General features: G+C 46.9%; 15 protein-coding genes. 4 read left to right on the top strand and 11 right to left on the bottom strand.

What is annotated here, in order from left to right:
• Positions 1-22: 22 nt before the first annotated feature.
• Positions 23-3,916 carry a phosphoribosylformylglycinamidine synthase gene (gene purL / locus GT360_RS03625; protein WP_164647552.1) on the bottom strand — a complete coding sequence of 1,298 codons (3,894 nt, stop codon included), beginning with the start codon at positions 3,914-3,916 and terminating at the stop codon, positions 23-25.
• Between the two features lie 292 nt (positions 3,917-4,208).
• On the opposite strand from purL, the gene mltF reads away from it, so the two are divergent.
• The gene (mltF, locus tag GT360_RS03620; protein ID WP_164647551.1) at positions 4,209-5,771 is read left to right on the top strand and encodes a membrane-bound lytic murein transglycosylase MltF; all 1,563 of its coding nucleotides are present in this window, start codon (positions 4,209-4,211) and stop codon (positions 5,769-5,771) included.
• Positions 5,772-6,081: 310 nt separating this feature from the next.
• Here mltF and tadA read toward each other — a convergent pair whose 3' ends face one another.
• Together tadA and GT360_RS03610 are read right to left on the bottom strand one after the other, a co-directional pair.
• Positions 6,082-6,618 carry a tRNA adenosine(34) deaminase TadA gene (tadA, locus tag GT360_RS03615; protein WP_164647550.1) on the bottom strand — a complete coding sequence of 179 codons (537 nt, stop codon included), beginning with the start codon at positions 6,616-6,618 and terminating at the stop codon, positions 6,082-6,084.
• Positions 6,608-7,495: a LysR family transcriptional regulator gene (locus GT360_RS03610; RefSeq protein ID WP_164647549.1), complete on the bottom strand. Its 888-nt coding sequence runs from the start codon at positions 7,493-7,495 to the stop codon at positions 6,608-6,610. Before GT360_RS03610 ends, tadA begins: the two co-directional genes overlap by 11 nt.
• Before the next feature lie 161 nt (positions 7,496-7,656).
• On the opposite strand from GT360_RS03610, the gene GT360_RS03605 reads away from it, so the two are divergent.
• On the top strand, positions 7,657-8,781 hold the full coding sequence (locus GT360_RS03605; RefSeq protein WP_164647548.1) for an S-(hydroxymethyl)glutathione dehydrogenase/class III alcohol dehydrogenase: 1,125 nt from the start codon (positions 7,657-7,659) through the stop codon (positions 8,779-8,781).
• Between the two features lie 60 nt (positions 8,782-8,841).
• The gene (gene fghA, locus GT360_RS03600) at positions 8,842-9,702 is read left to right on the top strand and encodes an S-formylglutathione hydrolase (RefSeq protein ID WP_164647547.1); all 861 of its coding nucleotides are present in this window, start codon (positions 8,842-8,844) and stop codon (positions 9,700-9,702) included.
• A gap of 61 nt (positions 9,703-9,763) precedes the next feature.
• Here the strand turns inward: fghA and GT360_RS03595 are convergent, their stop codons facing one another.
• The 5 genes from GT360_RS03595 to GT360_RS03575 form a co-directional block, all read right to left on the bottom strand.
• Positions 9,764-11,323, bottom strand: coding sequence for an AbgT family transporter (locus GT360_RS03595; protein ID WP_164647546.1), 1,560 nt, complete (start codon positions 11,321-11,323; stop codon positions 9,764-9,766).
• A 224-nt stretch (positions 11,324-11,547) separates the two neighbouring features.
• Entirely contained in the window at positions 11,548-11,961 is a 414-nt protein-coding gene (locus GT360_RS03590) for a type IV pilus modification PilV family protein (RefSeq protein WP_164647545.1), read from the bottom strand.
• Positions 11,951-13,261: a hypothetical protein gene (locus tag GT360_RS03585; protein WP_164647544.1), complete on the bottom strand. Its 1,311-nt coding sequence runs from the start codon at positions 13,259-13,261 to the stop codon at positions 11,951-11,953. Before GT360_RS03585 ends, GT360_RS03590 begins: the two co-directional genes overlap by 11 nt.
• Positions 13,258-13,848: a PilW family protein gene (locus GT360_RS03580; protein WP_164649564.1), complete on the bottom strand. Its 591-nt coding sequence runs from the start codon at positions 13,846-13,848 to the stop codon at positions 13,258-13,260. Before GT360_RS03580 ends, GT360_RS03585 begins: the two co-directional genes overlap by 4 nt.
• 56 nt (positions 13,849-13,904) lie before the next feature.
• Positions 13,905-14,417 (bottom strand): GspH/FimT family pseudopilin, encoded by a 513-nt coding sequence (locus GT360_RS03575; protein WP_164647543.1) that lies wholly within the window; start codon positions 14,415-14,417, stop codon positions 13,905-13,907.
• Between the two features lie 150 nt (positions 14,418-14,567).
• On the opposite strand from GT360_RS03575, the gene GT360_RS03570 reads away from it, so the two are divergent.
• Entirely contained in the window at positions 14,568-14,951 is a 384-nt protein-coding gene (locus GT360_RS03570) for a type IV pilin protein (RefSeq protein WP_239502577.1), read from the top strand.
• Between the two features lie 75 nt (positions 14,952-15,026).
• On the opposite strand, the gene nqrM is transcribed toward GT360_RS03570, so the two are convergent.
• From nqrM to nqrF, 3 genes are all read right to left on the bottom strand, one after another.
• On the bottom strand, positions 15,027-15,260 hold the full coding sequence (gene nqrM / locus GT360_RS03565; protein WP_164647542.1) for a (Na+)-NQR maturation NqrM: 234 nt from the start codon (positions 15,258-15,260) through the stop codon (positions 15,027-15,029).
• Between the two features lie 8 nt (positions 15,261-15,268).
• On the bottom strand, positions 15,269-16,270 hold the full coding sequence (locus GT360_RS03560) for an FAD:protein FMN transferase (RefSeq protein ID WP_164647541.1): 1,002 nt from the start codon (positions 16,268-16,270) through the stop codon (positions 15,269-15,271).
• A gap of 173 nt (positions 16,271-16,443) precedes the next feature.
• A complete protein-coding gene (nqrF, locus tag GT360_RS03555) occupies positions 16,444-17,670 on the bottom strand; it encodes an NADH:ubiquinone reductase (Na(+)-transporting) subunit F (RefSeq protein ID WP_164647540.1) in 1,227 nt (408 codons plus the stop codon).
• Between the last annotated feature and the right edge of the window lies 1 nt (position 17,671).

Raw genomic sequence — 17,671 nt, 5'->3', positions numbered from 1 at the left:
TACATGCAAGAGTTGTCGGAAATTAGCCGATGTTCTTACGTGCGTTCTGGAACATACGCATCCAAGCGCCGTTTTCACCCCATGAATCTGGAGCCCAAGAGTTCGCTACCGTACGGAAAACGCGCTCTGGGTGAGGCATCATGATAGTCACACGACCATCTTGAGTCGTTAGACCCGTGATAGCGTTTGGCGAACCGTTCGGGTTGTTCGGGTACTGCTGCGTTGAGTTGCCGTGGTTGTCCACGTAACGAACGGCAACCGTACCTGATGCTTCAATCGCCGCTAGGTGGTCAGCATCACGTACTTCTACGCGACCTTCACCGTGAGACACAGCGATAGGCATGCGAGAGCCTTCCATACCGTCAAAGAACACAGAGTCAGACTTCTGAACTTCGACTAGGCTGAAGCGTGCTTCAAAACGCTCAGATTCGTTACGAACGAAACGAGGCCATAGGTCTGCACCTGGGATCAGCTCTTTTAGGTTCGACAACATCTGACAGCCGTTACATACACCAAGAGAGAAGGTGTTGTCACGGTTGAAGAATGTTTGGAACTGCTCACGAGCCTGTGCGTTAAATAGGACAGACTTCGCCCAACCTTCACCAGCGCCTAGTACGTCACCGTAAGAGAAGCCGCCACAAGCAACAAGGCCGTGGTACTCATCCAATGCGGCTTGACCTGTTAGGATATCGCTCATGTGGATGTCTGTTGCTTCAAAGCCAGCACGGTCAAATGCGGCTGCCATTTCAACGTGAGAGTTAACCCCCTGCTCACGTAGAATTGCCATCTTAGGCTTAGCGCCTTTCGCGATGTATGGCGCTGCTACATCTTCATTGATATCAAAGCTTAGATTAACGTTCAGACCTGGGTCAGAGTTGTCTTTCTTCGCTTCAAACTCTTGGTCAGCACACGCTGGGTTGTCACGTAGACCTTGCATTTTATGCGTTGTTTCAGCCCAGATAGTACGTAGTTCTGTACGAGAGCGCTCAACGATAACTGTCTCACCTGCAGTGATCACAAAGTTGTCTGTCGTTTCCACTGAACCAATAACATGTGAACATGCTGCTAGGCCGTTCTCGGCGAGTACTGCCTTCACCGCTTCTAGATCGTCGTTCTTAACCTGAACAACCGCGCCTAGTTCTTCGTTGAATAGCGTTGCTAGGACGTCATCGCTTAGGTTCGCGATATCAGCTTTAACACCACAGTGACCAGCAAATGCCATCTCTGCTAGTGTCACAAATAGACCGCCGTCACCTTTATCGTGGTAAGCCACAAGCTTGTCATCACGAACCAGTGTTTGCATCGCGTCAAAGAAGCCTTTTAGCTGCTCTGCGTTATCAACGTCCGCTGGCTTATCACCGAGTTGCTTGTAAACCTGAGCTAGTGCTGTCGCGCCTAGACGGTTCTTACCGTTACCAAGGTCAACAAGAACCAGTGAAGTCTCACCTTTGTCAGTGCGCAGCTGAGGCGTTACTGTCTTACGAACATCTTCAACACGACCAAATGCTGTGATAACCAATGAAAGTGGTGATGTCACCTCTTTGCTCTCACCATTATCTTCCCACTTAGTCTTCATCGACATTGAGTCTTTACCTACCGGGATAGTAAGACCTAGCGCTGGACATAGCTCTTCACCTACCGCTTTCACCGCCTCGTAAAGACCTGCGTCTTCACCTGGGTGACCCGCTGGAGACATCCAGTTAGCTGACAGTTTGATGCGCTTGATGTCACCGATATCAGTTGCTGCAATGTTCGTTAGAGACTCACCTACCGCAAGGCGTGCTGAAGCACCAAAGTCGAGAAGTGCCACTGGAGTGCGCTCACCCATAGACATCGCTTCACCGTGGTAAGAGTCGTAGCTTGCTGCGGTTACCGCACAGTTTGCTACAGGCACCTGCCATGGACCGACCATTTGGTCACGCGCCACAAGGCCCGTTACCGTGCGGTCACCGATAGTGATCAGGAATGTTTTCTCTGCCACTGTTGGAAGACGTAGAACACGATCAACCGCTTCGTTGATTTCGATACCATCACGAGCAATCGCTGGGCTATCGACTTTTAGCGTTTTCGCATCACGGTGCATCTTCGGCGTTTTACCAAGTAAGATATCCATTGGCATATCGATTGGCGTGTTGTCGAAGTGAGAATCTTCTAGTGTTAGATGACGCTCTTCAGTAGCGACACCCACAACCGCGTAAGGCGCACGTTCACGCTTACAGATTGCATCGAATACTTCCATATTCTCTGGTGCTACTGCCATTACGTAACGCTCTTGAGATTCGTTACACCAGATCTCAAGTGGGCTCATGCTTAGTTCGTCATTCGGTACGTCGCGTAGCTGGAATAAACCACCACGTTCGCCATCATCACACAGCTCTGGTAGTGCATTTGAGATACCGCCTGCGCCCACATCGTGGATAAACGCGATTGGGTTGCTCTCACCAAGCTGCCAACAACGGTCGATCACTTCCTGACAACGACGCTCCATCTCTGGGTTTTCACGCTGTACAGAAGCAAAATCAAGATCTTCAGCAGACTGACCTGACGCCATTGAAGACGCTGCACCACCGCCAAGGCCGATGTTCATTGCAGGACCACCAAGTACGATAAGCTTCGCACCCACTGGGATCTCTTTCTTCTGAACGTGCTCATCACGAATGTTACCCATACCACCAGCAATCATGATTGGCTTGTGGTAACCACGAATCTCTTCACCCGCGTGAGAAGTCACTTTCTCTTCGTACGTACGGAAGTAACCTAATAGGTTTGGACGACCAAATTCGTTGTTGAATGCCGCACCACCTAGAGGACCCTCTAGCATGATATCAAGTGCGTTTACGATGCGACCTGGCTTACCAAAATCTGTTTCCCATGGTTGCTCAAAACCAGGAATACGTAGGTTAGAAGTGGTGAAACCAACAAGACCTGCCTTCGGCTTGCCACCGATACCTGTTGCGCCTTCATCACGGATTTCACCGCCCGAACCAGTTGAAGCACCAGGCCACGGCGAGATTGCCGTTGGGTGGTTGTGCGTCTCAACCTTCATTAGGATGTGCGCATCTTCGTTGTGGTAGTTGTATTGACGAGTCTCAGGATCAGGGAAGAAGCGACCTACTTTTGAACCCGTCATTACTGCTGCGTTATCTTTGTATGCAGATAGAACGTGATCAGGTGTCGTTTCAAATGTGTTCTTGATCATCTTGAACAGAGACTTCTCTTGATCAACGCCGTCGATCGTCCAGTCTGCGTTAAAGATTTTGTGACGACAGTGCTCTGAGTTTGCTTGAGCAAACATCATTAGTTCGATGTCGTTCGGGTTACGACCTAGCTTAGTGAAGTTTTCTACTAGGTAGTCAATTTCATCTTCAGCCAGTGCTAAACCTAAAGTTACGTTCGCTTCTTCTAGTGCTGCGCGACCGCCAGCAAGAATATCAACGTGAGCCACAGGTGCTGGTTCAGCCACAGTGAATAGCGCGGCAGCTTGTTCCATTTCAGTGAAAACCGCTTCCATCATGCGGTCATGGATCAATGCTTTAACAGCTTGAACTTGCTCTTCAGAAAGGTCTGCAGATGACTCAACGTAATATGCCGTGCCGCGCTCTAGACGTTTCACTTTTTCTAGACCACAGTTGTTTGCGATATCTGTTGATTTTGATGACCAAGGTGAGATCGTACCCGGACGAGGAGTCACTAGAAGCAGAAGACCTTCTGGTGCATGCTCTTCAATTGTCGGACCGTAAGTCAGCAACTTCTCTAGTTTCTCAACTTCTTGATCATCTAGGTCTGCTGTCAGGTCTGCAAAGTGCATGAACTCGGCGTAGATACCTGTTACAGGTAGGCCTTGTTCACGACAAAGTTCCAATAGTTTGTTTACACGAAACTCAGAAAGAGCTGGGGAACCACGCAAAATTCTCATGTGCTTAGGTCTCTTATGCAATGTATTAAGATAAAATTAGCCTAAATTCAAACACTTAAAGTCAAAGTGTCGAACCTATGTCAATTTCATCTCCCTTTTGCGTGCGCATTATATAGCAATTGGTTTTGTGATGTAACACCAAACGCAACCGTTTGCGTCATTTTTTTTCATTTCACTCTGTTTAAATTTGATAGACCCAATAATTCGCTCAAAAGGGTAACACTTTGCTCATGGTTCAAGAGCTGATATAAAGAGACCCTAAACAAATAATAACGATCCTGATGTTGGTTGCATGTTGATAAAATCTCGAGCTTTTCTTGTTCTTGCCCTATCCTGTTTGGCGCTGCTTGGTGGCTGTCAGTACGACTCTACGCCGGAAAGCGAACTTCAAGAGATTAAAGATCGTGGCGTCTTGCGCGTCGGCACACTAAACAACCAACTCTCTTACTACATTGGCCCTGATGGCCCTGCCGGGCTTGACTACGAACTCGCTCGAGAATTCGCCGATGAGCTTGGCGTTCGCCTCGAAATGCGACCTGCTTACCGCATCTCTAACCTCTACCCAGCATTACAAAATGGCGAAATCGACATTATTGCGGGAGGATTGACTCAGGCAAGCGCAAAAAACACCCCTTACCGCGCGGGCCCCGCTTACTACTATGTCAGCCAACAGGTGGTTTACAAAACAGGCACCTGGCGTCCACGTAACCTTGGGCAACTGGTGGATCGCTTGCCGCAACTGGTGGCTGAGAGTGATGTAGAGAGCACTCTCACTATCGCCGATAACGCCGAGTTTAATCGCAGTCTGAGCAGCATCAAGCAGCTTAACCCAAGCTTCCAGTTCTGGATTGACCTTGATTCTGATGTAAATCAACTACTTAAAGCGGTCTCCACCGGTGAGATTCAATTTACTGTCGCGGATTCGGTAGAACTGTCCCTCTCACAACGTATCTATCCTGAACTAGCGATTGCTTTTGAGCTTACTGAAGACCAACCCGTTTCATGGTTATTGAGACGTTCAGACGATGAAAGTCTCTACGCACTAACGATTGAATTTTTTGGTAAACGCAAGCAAAGCGGTTACCTAGACAAACTTGAAGAGAAGTATATCGGCCACATTGGTAGTTTTGACTATGTGGACACTCGCGCCTTTATTCGAGCGCTGGACAATACTCTACCCAAATGGGCACCACTATTTCAGAAGTACTCTGGCGAGTTTGATTGGCGCTTGGTCGCAGCGCTTGCGTACCAAGAGTCTCACTGGAAGCCACACGCAAAATCGCCAACGGGCGTTCGTGGCATGATGATGCTAACACTGCCCACAGCAAAAAGTGTCGGAGTTTCTGACCGACTTGACCCGGAACAGTCCATCCGTGGTGGCGCCGAATATTTGCGTCGCATGGTTGCGCGCATTCCTGACAGTGTGACTGAGCACGAAAAGATCTGGTTTGCTCTAGCCTCTTATAATGTTGGGTACGGTCATATGATGGATGCGCGCCGACTTACCAGAGCGCAAGGTGGAAACCCTGATGCGTGGGCGGATGTCAAAGAGCGCCTGCCGCTACTGCGTCAGAAGAAATACTATAGCCAAACACGCTATGGCTACGCACGCGGTGATGAAGCACAGAAGTATGTTGAGAATATCCGTCGTTATTACCAGAGCATTATCGGGCATGTTGAACAACACCCGGAACTGGAAAGCGACGAGAGCAAAGAGTTCACTGTGATTGAGCCGGTGACTTCAGCAGCACTAAGTACGATATCAGGCGCAGAAGGAAGCATTTCAGGTGCGCAACCAAATAGCTCAGCAGCAGAACAATCAAGCGCTGATGACTCTGAGGCAGCAACGAAATAAAAATACGAATATCGGCAACGATTTTTCTTGAGTTATTACCCTAATTGCCTAAGATAGTCGTTTGCCATTATTCAATGGCAGTTGAGTATGGAGGTTTGTATGCTCAGACGCAGAAGACTATCTCAACGCCTCAACAAAACAGTTTCCGCTAACCGCCGCAAGCGTGTCCTAGCGAACAATAAAAAGAAACTGATTCGACGTAATAACACTTACGTACAACTTTTATCAAGTTGAGTTGGGCTAGATAGCAAAGCCGTTGCTCGGGTACAAAGAAGCTCGGGCAACTACCCTCCCCTCTCTTATTTTATTCTTACCCTTGTTTATTCTGCTCTTGAAGACGTTTTGCTTCTTTTTGTGCCTTGATCTCTTTACGGCGTCGCTTAAAAAACGCTTGCAGTTGCTCACGACACTCGTCCACCATGAGCCCGCCTTCAACTTGTGCATAGTGAAAAGCCGCATCACTTTTGAATAAGTTAAGAACCGTACCTGCAGCACCGGCTTTTAAGTCACTGGCACCAAACACTACTCGCTTAACACGACTGTGTAACAAAGCCCCTGCGCACATTGGACAAGGCTCTAAAGTGACATATAGTGTGGTATCAAGAAGACGATAGTTATCAAGCAACTTTCCAGCTTGGCGCAGCGTCTGAATTTCAGCATGTGCGGTTGCATCGTTGTCAATAATCGAACGATTGTAGCCTTGAGCAATAATCTCTCCATCCTTGACCAACACGGCCCCTACAGGTACTTCACCGAGCGCTTCAGCTTGAGCTGCCAGCTCCATTGCCTTTTGCATGAACAGTTTGTCTTGTTCATCAAAAATTGGGGTCACTTGATCAATATTCATGGTTATCTCGACTCACTTTTGCCGCTAAATAGTCTATCAAAGTACGCACTTTTGAAGTGAGCATACGATTTTGGGGATAAAGCGCCCAAATCCCTTCTTTGTTGCCTCGATAATCAGTCAGCGCCTCGACTAACTCACCCGAGGCTAAATAAGGCTGCACATAATAATCAGGAAGTTGAACAATGCCTAATCCTTTTAGAGCCGCGTTGAGCAAAGCATAGCCACTATTACACTGCATTCGCCCTTTAATTTGTATTAGACGCTCATTTCCTCGATCGTCAAATCGCCAATATTGGGTCGAGCCTTGCAAGCAGTTATGGTGTTTCAACTCAGACAAAGAGTACGGTTCGCCATATTGTTGAATATAGTCTGGGCTGGCACACACAAACATATGCCTGTCGCGGAGCTTTCGAGCCATCATGCTTGAATCATCCAAGCGTCCCAAGCGAATGGCAAGGTCAAACCCCTCCTCGACGAGGTCTTGCTTCTGGTTCGATAAAACGAGATCGAGATCCACATGAGGGTAAGTCATTAAAAACTCATGCATCAACGGCGCTATCACCTGCTCGCCATAAGTCACTGGGGCCGTCATCTTGATTCGACCTTTCGGACTCACTTGCAGTTGATTAACCGCAAGCTCAGCATTGGATAGCCCCTCTACAAGTGGCTTACAGTGTTGATAATAGATAGCACCAGCTTCAGTGACGGATACCTTCCTGGTGGTTCGTACTAGTAGCTTGATCCCCAACCTCTCTTCAAGCGCGTTAATACGACGACTGACGTTGGCAACCGATGTATTCAGTCTTAGCGCAGCGTTAGTAAAGCTGTGCTCTTCCACAACCGCCACGTATTCAGTGATCCCTTCCCATTGGCTCAAAATTGTCACTCTTTTATTATTACAAATTAGTAATAGTGTATTTCAATCTAATGGGATTATCACATATTAATCAAAGACTATACTGAGCACAACGAAACAAACCTGCCAGCTTGAACTATCCTTAACTGGCGAATCTTATACAGGAACATAAGGTAACTATCATGACTGACCAATTTATCAAATCTCGTGCTGCTGTCGCTTGGGGACCAAACCAACCTCTGAAAATGGAAGAAGTTGATGTGATGTTACCAAGAGCGGGTGAAGTCTTAGTTCGTATTGTCGCAACGGGTGTTTGTCACACCGATGCATTTACTCTGTCTGGTGATGATCCTGAGGGTATTTTCCCAAGCATTTTAGGCCACGAGGGTGGTGGCATTGTGGAGATGGTTGGCGAGGGTGTCACCAGTGTTGAAGTCGGCGACCACGTCATCCCACTTTACACAGCAGAATGCGGAGAGTGTAAGTTCTGTAAATCAGGAAAAACCAATCTCTGCCAGGCGGTGCGTGAAACTCAGGGTAAAGGTTTAATGCCCGATGGGACGACCCGTTTCTATAAAGATGGACAACCAATCTATCACTACATGGGTTGCTCAACATTCTCTGAGTACACCGTGCTACCTGAAATTTCACTCGCCAAAGTCAATAAAGAAGCGCCGCTTGAAGAAGTCTGCTTGTTAGGCTGCGGGGTCACCACGGGCATGGGTGCTGTGCTCAATACCGCCAAAGTTGAGAAAGGCGATACCGTGGCTATCTTTGGTCTTGGTGGTATCGGACTGTCAGCGATCATTGGCGCACGTATGGCGGGTGCGAGCCGTATTATCGGCGTTGATATTAATGAGAATAAGTTCGAGTTAGCACAGCAACTGGGCGCAACGGATGTCATCAACCCTCAGAAATTTGATAAGCCGATCCAAGATGTGATCATTGAAATGACCGATGGTGGCGTAGACTACTCATTTGAGTGCATCGGTAACGTTAATGTGATGCGTCAAGCGCTTGAGTGCTGCCACAAAGGCTGGGGCGAGTCGGTGATTATCGGTGTTGCGGGTGCTGGTCAAGAGATCTCCACGCGACCTTTCCAACTTGTGACTGGTCGTGTATGGCGTGGTAGTGCATTTGGCGGTGTAAAAGGCCGCAGTGAGCTACCAGAGATCGTTAATCGCTATATGGCAGGAGAATTTGGTCTGCAGGAGTTCATCACTCACACCATGCCACTCGATGAAATCAATGAAGCATTTAAACTTATGCACAAAGGCGAGAGTATCCGCTCCGTAATCCACTACTAATTATTCAGTTTCAAGAGGCTAGCGCACACCGCTCTAGCCTCTTTTTAGGACATTCACTTTATGAACCTAACCAATATAAGCCAAGCAAAAGTGTTTGGCGGATGGCATAAACAGTATACCCACTCTTCAAGTGACCTGAATTGCGATATGCGTTTTGCTATTTTTCTTCCGCCCAATGCGACAAAAGAGAGCCCTGTTCCTGTGATGTATTGGCTTTCAGGACTGACTTGCACCGATGAAAACTTCATGCAAAAAGCGGGAGCTTTTCGCAAAGCGGCGGAGCTTGGTATCGCCATCGTTACACCAGACACCAGCCCGCGTGGTGATGACGTTCCTGATGATCCAGAACAAGCCTATGACTTTGGTCTCGGTGCTGGCTTCTACCTAAATGCGACACAAAAGCCTTGGGATCAGCACTACCAAATGTACAGCTATGTGGTCGATGAGCTTCCAAAGTTGATTGAAGCGCACTTTCCAGTCACAACAAAACGCGCGATTTCAGGTCATAGTATGGGGGGACATGGCGCTTTAACCATTGGCCTTAAACACCCAGAACTGTTTTGCTCAATTTCAGCCTTCAGCCCAATCGTAAACCCAATGACATGTCCATGGGGACAAAAAGCCTTTAGTCACTATTTAGGTAGTGATCGCGCGACTTGGGCCGACTATGACAGTGTAGAGCTGCTCAAAAAACAGAGTGCGATACAGCCGATTCTGATTGACCAAGGTGGTAGCGATCACTTCTCAGAAGAGCAGTTGCAGCCAGAAAAACTAATTGCTGCAGCTGAACAGACTGGTCATGTTATTGAGCTTCGCATGCAGGCGGGTTATGACCATAGCTACTACTTTATCCAGAGCTTTATTGACGATCATCTCGCCTTCCACGCAGCTCACCTATTCCCAAGTTCTGAAGAAGATTAGAAGCGACAAACAACAAAGCCCGTCACTAGGACGGGCTTTAACGATTCTTTACAACAAGTAATTACATTGTGTAAGTGTATGGCGCTTGAATACCTAGTGGAATTCCTAGAGCCCAGTATGCGAGTAGGAAGATAGTCCAACCAATTAGCATCGCGATAGAGTACGGCATCATTAGAGAAGCTAGAGTACCGATACCGGTCGACTTAACGTAACGCTGACAGTAAACCACAACAAGTGGGAAGAATACCATTAGCGGTGAGATGATGTTCGATACAGAATCACCTACACGGTAAGCTGCCTGAGATAGCTCTGGAGAGATACCCACGGCCATTAGCATTGGAACTAGGATTGGGCCAATCAGTGCCCACTTCGCAGATGCAGAACCTACTAGAAGGTTAACGAATGCTGTCAGAAGAATCATACCAACGATCGTTGCTTCACCAGCAAGGTTCATCGCTTTAAGACCTTCAGCACCGTAAAGCGCTAGCATAGTACCGATGTTTGACTGTGCGAAAGCTGCAAGGAACTGTGCACAGAAGAAAGACATAACAATGTAAGCGCCCATTGTCGACATAGTGTCGCCCATCGCTTTAATCACATCGTTGCTGTTCTTAAATGTGCCAGATACGCGACCGTATACATAACCTGGAATGATAAACAGGATAAAGATTAGCGGTACGATTGACTGCATTAGTGGCGCAGAGAATGCCGTGATTTCACCTTCAGGAGAGCGCAGTGCAGAAGACTCTGGCATGATAGCAGCGATAAGTAGCGCAATACCTGCCACCATTGCCCAACCCGCAGCGCGGAAAGCTTTTGATTCTGTCTCTGTAAACGTACCTAGATCAGGTGCTTCTTCAGCATCTTCATCAATTTCAGTGTTAGCAAGGCGTGGTTCAATCACTTTTTCAGTCACAACCCAACCGATACACACGATCAGAATAGAAGATAGGCCAGTGAAGAAGATGTTCGCTAGTGGGTTAACAATGTACTCTGGGTCAAGTACGTTAGCCGCAGTTTGCGTGAAGCCTGCTAGTAGAGGGTCAATACCCGATGGTACGAAGTTCGCTGCAAAGCCACCCGATACACCAGCAAATGCTGCCGCGATACCCGCTAGAGGGTGACGACCTGCTGCGTGGAAGATGATACCACCTAGAGGGATAACAAGAACGTAACCAGCGTCCGCAGCAGTGTGCGATACGATAGCAACAAGAATTAGCATTGGCGTTAGAAGTTTCGCTGGCGTGAAGTTCAGCATCTTCTTAAGGCCAGTTGTGATGAAGCCTGAAGAATCAGCAACACCAACACCCAACATCGCAACAAGAACGATACCCAGAGGTGCAAAGCCCGTGAAGGTTGTTACCATGTTTGCAAGGAAGCTCGCAAGTGCTTCACCCGTTAGCAGGTTAGTCACTTCAAGCGCGTCGCCAGTACGCGGGTTGATCAGATCAAAAGAGACGTTTGAAAGTGCAGCTGATGCTACCCATACAATAACGAGAGCCCAGAAGAACAGGATTGCTGGATCAGGAATTTTGTTACCTGCGCGCTCAATGAAGTTTAAAAAGCGATCCATGCCGCTCGGCTTCGGCTCAGGTGCTTTATTAATTGCTTGGTTACTCATGATTTGTCCACATGTGTTTGTGTTGCTTTAATCGACTTCGACTCGAGTCTATTTTCGGCGACTATTGTAGTCAATTAGAATAAAGAAAGCACAAATAACTGCGACAAAATGTAATATTAGTGAGATATTTTGCAAAAACACAAAGCACGTGTAACAGGAAATAAACAAACATACCCGCAATCACAAAACAATTTCTCTACCACTGAGACAAATAATAATGAGGGCTAGTTTTCACCAAACTCACTGTAACGTGAAATCATCGTCCTAAGTTGAACCGATTGCGCTTCACCCAAACGGTCTTGCCAACTCGCCGTTATCGTGATGGTTTTTAATGACCCGGACATTGTTGCACCAGGCACTGTCCACTCAAGGGTATAGTCACCAGAAGAGAGCGCGCCAGTTTCTATATCAGCAAAATTCGCTGTTGAAACCGTCGAAAGCGAGCTCGATGCTCCACGAGTTCTAAACCATTCTAACTGATTTTCTGCTAAGCGCAGGGCTCGTAAGCGCTTCACTGCATGCTCTGATTGCTGCTCCATATGAACTTGCAGCTTAATGAGACTTATCGCTGCAATACCAATGAGTAGGAAGGCGACAAGTACTTCAATTAGGCTAAAGCCTGCTTGCTTAAAGATCATTCCAAGAGCCCCGTTGCCAATGAATGCGCTTAAGCTTTTTCTTCGGTTCTTTAATGACATCCCGGTTGTACTTAAAAGATAAAGAAGTATTAAACAGAGCAAATGTTCCCGGAGCATCCATAACAAAGCCTCCCAAGGGATTGAAAGAGCCATGTTGAAAATAACTCACTCTCTCTTTATTGATCGAAACAAAAGAGGACACTGTGTCGATAACCCCTTCTAAATCAGCATTATTTTCGCTATTGCTACAGTCCAAAAAGTCTGGTGCAAAACTTGTTGAGGGGTCTGCAAATTCAGGTGAGATAAAATGATAAAGAAGGCCAGTGAAGTTTTGTGTTCCTTTTGTCGACAAAATACCGTCTTGAACGACGAGAATGATGCCACTACCAGACAAGTAACTGTCTATCGCTCCTTCAATGGCCTGAAAGTCAGTCGTAGTGATTTCACACCCGCCATAAACCCAGATTAGGTCACTTCCCCTTTCAATATTCGACACAATATCTCTACCACACTGAGAATTAAATACGGGTGTGGGAAGGTCGGCATATGACTCCCATGACTGACCATTCAGTGAGTTTGGTACATAACTGAAGGTTTCACTGTTTGACATCACATCAAACCAATCTCCCCTCGATACATCAAAAATATCCTCGAACGGCTCCATCGTTGAGGACTGTCTGTAATCACTCTTTGACGATGCTACATTGCTATCCCAGCTGTAGTGAGACGAAGCGCAGTTCTGCTCACTGCCTACTGAGCTATCTGGAAACTCAGCATATGGTTTGTGTGATAGTTGATAAGGGTGGTAGGTGTTCACATTGTTAGCGTAAAAGCTGCTCTCATAAACAACGGATGTACATTCCCACTCGTTGTTTCCTAAGCTCCTACCTGGATCAGGCGAACTCGTATAAGAACCATTGATGATAAGATCTGAGGTAGATTTAATCGCCCCGGGTTCCCCAAAGCTAGGTAGTTTTATTGTTTTGCGTAATGTTCGATATCCCTTTGTCGCCGTGATAATACTTGATGCACCTGATGAAATGGTCAATGAGTCTAAGTCCGATGCTGTTCTGCAATCATTTAGTGTTGAGGGAACGTCTCGCTCTTGTTGAACTTTAGCGAACGTACACTCGAGCGCTCCCTCCGCTAACCAGTGTTCTTGCCTTGACTCAATGTGGTTATTGGCTCGCTTGATGCGAAAATACAACGATTTATAGCTACCCAACAGCATAATCAGCACCGCCAACAGCAATGCTGTGACAACAAACAGTACCGCCGCGCCTGACTGCTTTTTCCTCATTGCCAGTTCCTCTGTTTTATCGTGAACGCCTGCTGGGTATTCAAACTTGGTTGTTCTGTCAGGTAGGTTTCTAGAGCTATATTCACTAGCGCACTTCTCGCCTTTAAGCCCTCGATTTTTTCACTGGAGACATCAAAGTCGCTCACTTTTATCACCTTAGGGTCAAACAGGTTGTAGCAAAGCCCTGACCCGGTTAAGTTCACTACTTGATTGATATCCATGAGCGTAGTCTGTTTCTTTTCACATATCAGCAGAGAGCTTGAAGCACCACTTCGTTGCTCATACACCACGTTTTTGTAGAGTGGGCTCGCACCCGATACCCCAATATAGTAGGCATAAGCCACCAAACCGCTGTCTGTACTATTGCGCGTGTAAAGAGTCTCTGCGGCTCCCGATAGTCTCAGCGAGTAACCATTGTTGCCATCAAATCCAGCTCGCTGAATGTCATTACTCAACATCTGAATCACACTTAGAGTATTTTGAACCAACGTCAGCTGTTTATAGCGTTCAGTGGCCACTTTCATTGCATTGATATACAACGAACCAATGATCATTAAAGCGATAATCCCGATCAGCGACGCGACCATGAACTCAATAAGGCCAGCCCCCTGATGACGACGAAATGTGTTCACCTTGCTCTCTATTAACACGATGCGAAACCATAATGTGGGCCTCGGCTATTGCTACTGCACACTCTTATTCGCGCCGACTGCGTGTGGGAGATAAGTTTGAGTTTGTGAGTAGGCTTACCGACTGGATAAAAGGCAATGTTTCCAGATGAAGGGCGACCATGTACATCGTCAAAGCTAATCTGATTTGAGGAATAGCTTACCTCCACCGCGATGTCTCGAAACGCGACGCCATCAATTTGCTGAATCACTTTGCCCTCACCTGGCGCACTATCGTCAGTCAACGCTATGCGCCATTGACCATCATCGGATGTGCTTCCTGTCATATGGACATGCGCCCATAAACGCCTCCGTTGCAATACTGCTTGAGATTTACCCAACAACATCAAACCATTTAGCTCCGAAGCTAATCTCTTCATCTTGCTACTCTCAGTTAGCGATTGATAGCTTGGAACCGACCAGCTCAACATAATGGCTAATACCACAATAACGATCAGTAGCTCCAACAGGGTAAAGCCGCGATTCAACTCGTAAAATCTCCTGAAAACACTGAATATCAGTGAACAACTATTGAGCGAACATTATCAGTTGTAGAGACTACTGTGAGTGAAATTGAAAAGCGTATGGACATGATTCAAAGAGAAAACTGCAACGGATGCAGAAGAAAAGAAATAGGTATGACACTGATCGAAATAATGATCGTCGTTGTGTTAATCGGTGTACTCGCGAGTATCGCTTACCCGACATTCACACACCATGTTAGACAGGCGCATCGCCAGACAGTGAAAGCTGACATGCTTAAAATACAGCTGCTACTTGAGCAGGGTTATCACAATGGGCAATACAGCCAAACGGGTATCGTCTCAGGAAGCACCTGTCTAGTTTGCGACACAGATGCAAGGCGCTATGAAATCGACGTGTCCATTTCTGGTAGTCAATACACGGTGACCGCCACCGCGCAAAGCGACTCAGGTCAGGTTAACGATCGCTGTCAGGACGTTCAGTATTTATCATTAACCCTGAACCAAGCAGGCCAAGCAGCACCCGCTGAATGTTGGTAGTTTTTGGGCTCGTAAACAAGAAAGGCAGGACCAAAATGGCACTGCCTTTCACTATCTAACGCTCATAAAACGAGATTAAGCAATACGGTCTTTATCCCAAGCGGCTAGCTTTTCAGCGCGAGCTGCTTCGCGTGCCTCACGTTTTTTACGTGCATCACATGGCTCTGGACAGTTACAAACCTTATCGATGCCAACCGCACCCAAGCCGCCACAGCTGCCTTTCACGACTTTCTTTTGAAAAATGTAACCCACTGCCATTGCAGCTATCACAGCCAAAAAAACACCGAATGTAATTAGAAATGTACTCATGGTTACCTCTAGTTTTGATAAGACTTGTAAGCGCTGGACACTCGCTCTACAAACCCTTCGTCTGTCTTAATTATCATCATTGCCGGAATATTTTCCAGCTCAGCAACTGCCATACCCGCTTCTTCTCCCATCACCATCAAGCCAGTCGCTAGACCGTCTGCTGTCATTGAAGATGGGTGGATAACCGTCACGGATACTACGCGATTGTTGATGGGCATACCCGTTTGCGGGTCGATAATGTGTGAATACCTTACGCCATTACGTTCAAAGTAGTTACGGTAATCTCCCGATGTTGCCACCGCCATGTCACCAGGCTCAATAATTTCTTGAATCGAACGCTCTTCTGCAGTGGGTTTTTCAATTGCAATTCGCCATGGAATACTCTCACGGTTAAGGCCTTTGAGGCGCATTTCACCGCCAACTTCCACCATGTAATCTGCAACCCCCAACTCATTAAGATACTCAGCGAGCACATCGACACCCCAGCCTTTTGCTATGGTCGATAGGTCAACGTAAAGATCAGGAATGTCTTTGCGAATAAAGTTACCTTCTGTCGACAGGTGCTCTATGCCCGTCATTGCTTTGCGGGCAGCCAGTTTTTCTTCACTTGGGACTTTATCTCTACGGGCTTCAGGACCAAACCCCCAGAGATTAACCAAAGGCCCAACGGTGACATCGAGTGCACCTTGAGTAAGACCGTTCAGGCGAATCGCTTCTTTCACCACCAATGCAGTTTGTGGTGACACCTCAAAAGGTTCAAGGTCGGTCGATTGATTAAACAGGCTCAACTCAGAGTCAGGGCGGTAGGTCGACATTTGATCATTGACCTCTTCGAGTAAGCGATCAACCTCGGCCTGAACCACATCAGATGAAGGCAAACCATCTTGGCTAATGTATTTAATGTTATAGCTCGTTCCCATCGTAGGGCCACTCAAATGCACCTGCTGACGTGACTGTTCACATCCAACTAAGGCAAGTAATGACGCGAATGCAACAAGTAATACTCTCACTTGCTTACTCCTATTTTCCAAATATTTATAGCGGATGCTTGGTTAGTCTCGGCTATAAACACTAATTAATGTAAGGACTTTTATCCTAAGAAAAACAATGGCTGACTCTAAGAGTCAGCCATTAATATCAACGTGTTAGCAAATAATTTCACCAACCCATGTGCTTGGTGAAATTAGCCACCAAAGTCATCAAGAAGAATGTTCTCTTCTTCTACACCTAGATCTTTCAGCATGCCGATAACAGCTGCGTTCATCATTGGTGGACCACACATGTAGTATTCACAGTCTTCCGGCGCTTCGTGATCACGTAGGTAGTTATCGTAAAGCACGTTGTGGATGAAGCCGGTATAACCATCCCAGTTATCTTCTGGCATTGGGTCAGACAGAGCACAGTGCCATACGAAGTTATCATTTTCAGCCTGTAGGCCATCAAAATCTTCTACGTAGAACATCTCACGCCTAGAACGAGCACCGTACCAGAAAGACATCTTACGCTTAGACTTCAAACGCTTAAGCTGGTCGAAGATATGCGAGCGCATTGGCGCCATACCCGCACCACCACCAACGAAGACCATTTCAGCATCCGTATCTTTCGCGAAGAACTCACCGAACGGACCAGAAATTGTACACTTATCGCCCTCTTTTAGAGACCAAATAAATGATGACATGATGCCTGGTGGTACATCTGGGTTATTTGGCGGCGGAGTCGCAATACGTACGTTCAGCATGATAATGCCGTGCTCTTCTGGGTAGTTAGCCATTGAGTATGCACGGATTGTCTCTTCGTTCACCTTAGATTCGTAACGGAACAAGTTAAACTTATCCCAGTCTTCACGGTATTCTTCAGGAACATCGAAGTCAGCGTATTTCACATGGTGAGCTGGTGCTTCAATCTGAATGTAACCACCAGCGCGGAAAGGCACTGATTCACCATCAGGAATCTGAAGTTTAAGCTCTTTAATGAATGTCGCCTTGTTATCATTTGAGATAACCGAACATTCCCACTTTTTAACACCAAAGATTTCTTCAGGGAGCTCGATATCCATGTCAGTTTTCATTGCAACCTGACATGCTAGACGCTCACCTTCACGCGCTTCACCCTTTGTAATATGGTCAAGCTCGGTCGGTAGAATGTCACCACCACCTGATTTCACTTTAACGCGGCACTGACCACAAGAGCCACCACCACCACAAGCGGAAGATACGAATACACCAGCGCCAGCCAATGCACTCAATAGCTTACCACCTGGTTGTGTCACGATAGCCAGTGAAGGGTCATCGTTCACAGAGATCGTAATGTCACCTGTCGGTACCAGCTTAGACTTAGCGAACAAAATCACTAGTACTAATGCCAGTACAATCAGAGTAAACATCACTACACCAAGAATAATAGTATTCATT

Source organism: Vibrio astriarenae (genome assembly GCF_010587385.1).
GTDB classification, from domain to species: Bacteria; Pseudomonadota; Gammaproteobacteria; order Enterobacterales; family Vibrionaceae; genus Vibrio; species Vibrio astriarenae.
Note: the sequence above shows the minus strand (reverse complement) of the source record. Positions and strands in the feature narration are given on the sequence as shown.

What these genes read in the sequence shown, in the direction of transcription:
- purL (WP_164647552.1), bottom strand. Translation starts at nt 3,916, where the DNA reads ATGAGAATTTTGCGTGGTTCCCCAGCTCTTTCTGAGTTTCGTGTAAAC.
- mltF (WP_164647551.1), top strand. Translation starts at nt 4,209, where the DNA reads ATGTTGATAAAATCTCGAGCTTTTCTTGTTCTTGCCCTATCCTGTTTG.
- tadA (WP_164647550.1), bottom strand. Translation starts at nt 6,618, where the DNA reads ATGAATATTGATCAAGTGACCCCAATTTTTGATGAACAAGACAAACTG.
- GT360_RS03605 (WP_164647548.1), top strand. Translation starts at nt 7,657, where the DNA reads ATGACTGACCAATTTATCAAATCTCGTGCTGCTGTCGCTTGGGGACCA.
- fghA (WP_164647547.1), top strand. Translation starts at nt 8,842, where the DNA reads ATGAACCTAACCAATATAAGCCAAGCAAAAGTGTTTGGCGGATGGCAT.
- GT360_RS03595 (WP_164647546.1), bottom strand. Translation starts at nt 11,323, where the DNA reads ATGAGTAACCAAGCAATTAATAAAGCACCTGAGCCGAAGCCGAGCGGC.
- GT360_RS03590 (WP_164647545.1), bottom strand. Translation starts at nt 11,961, where the DNA reads ATGATCTTTAAGCAAGCAGGCTTTAGCCTAATTGAAGTACTTGTCGCC.
- GT360_RS03585 (WP_164647544.1), bottom strand. Translation starts at nt 13,261, where the DNA reads ATGAGGAAAAAGCAGTCAGGCGCGGCGGTACTGTTTGTTGTCACAGCA.
- GT360_RS03580 (WP_164649564.1), bottom strand. Translation starts at nt 13,848, where the DNA reads ATGGTCGCGTCGCTGATCGGGATTATCGCTTTAATGATCATTGGTTCG.
- GT360_RS03570 (WP_239502577.1), top strand. Translation starts at nt 14,568, where the DNA reads ATGACACTGATCGAAATAATGATCGTCGTTGTGTTAATCGGTGTACTC.
- nqrM (WP_164647542.1), bottom strand. Translation starts at nt 15,260, where the DNA reads ATGAGTACATTTCTAATTACATTCGGTGTTTTTTTGGCTGTGATAGCT.
- nqrF (WP_164647540.1), bottom strand. Translation starts at nt 17,670, where the DNA reads ATGAATACTATTATTCTTGGTGTAGTGATGTTTACTCTGATTGTACTG.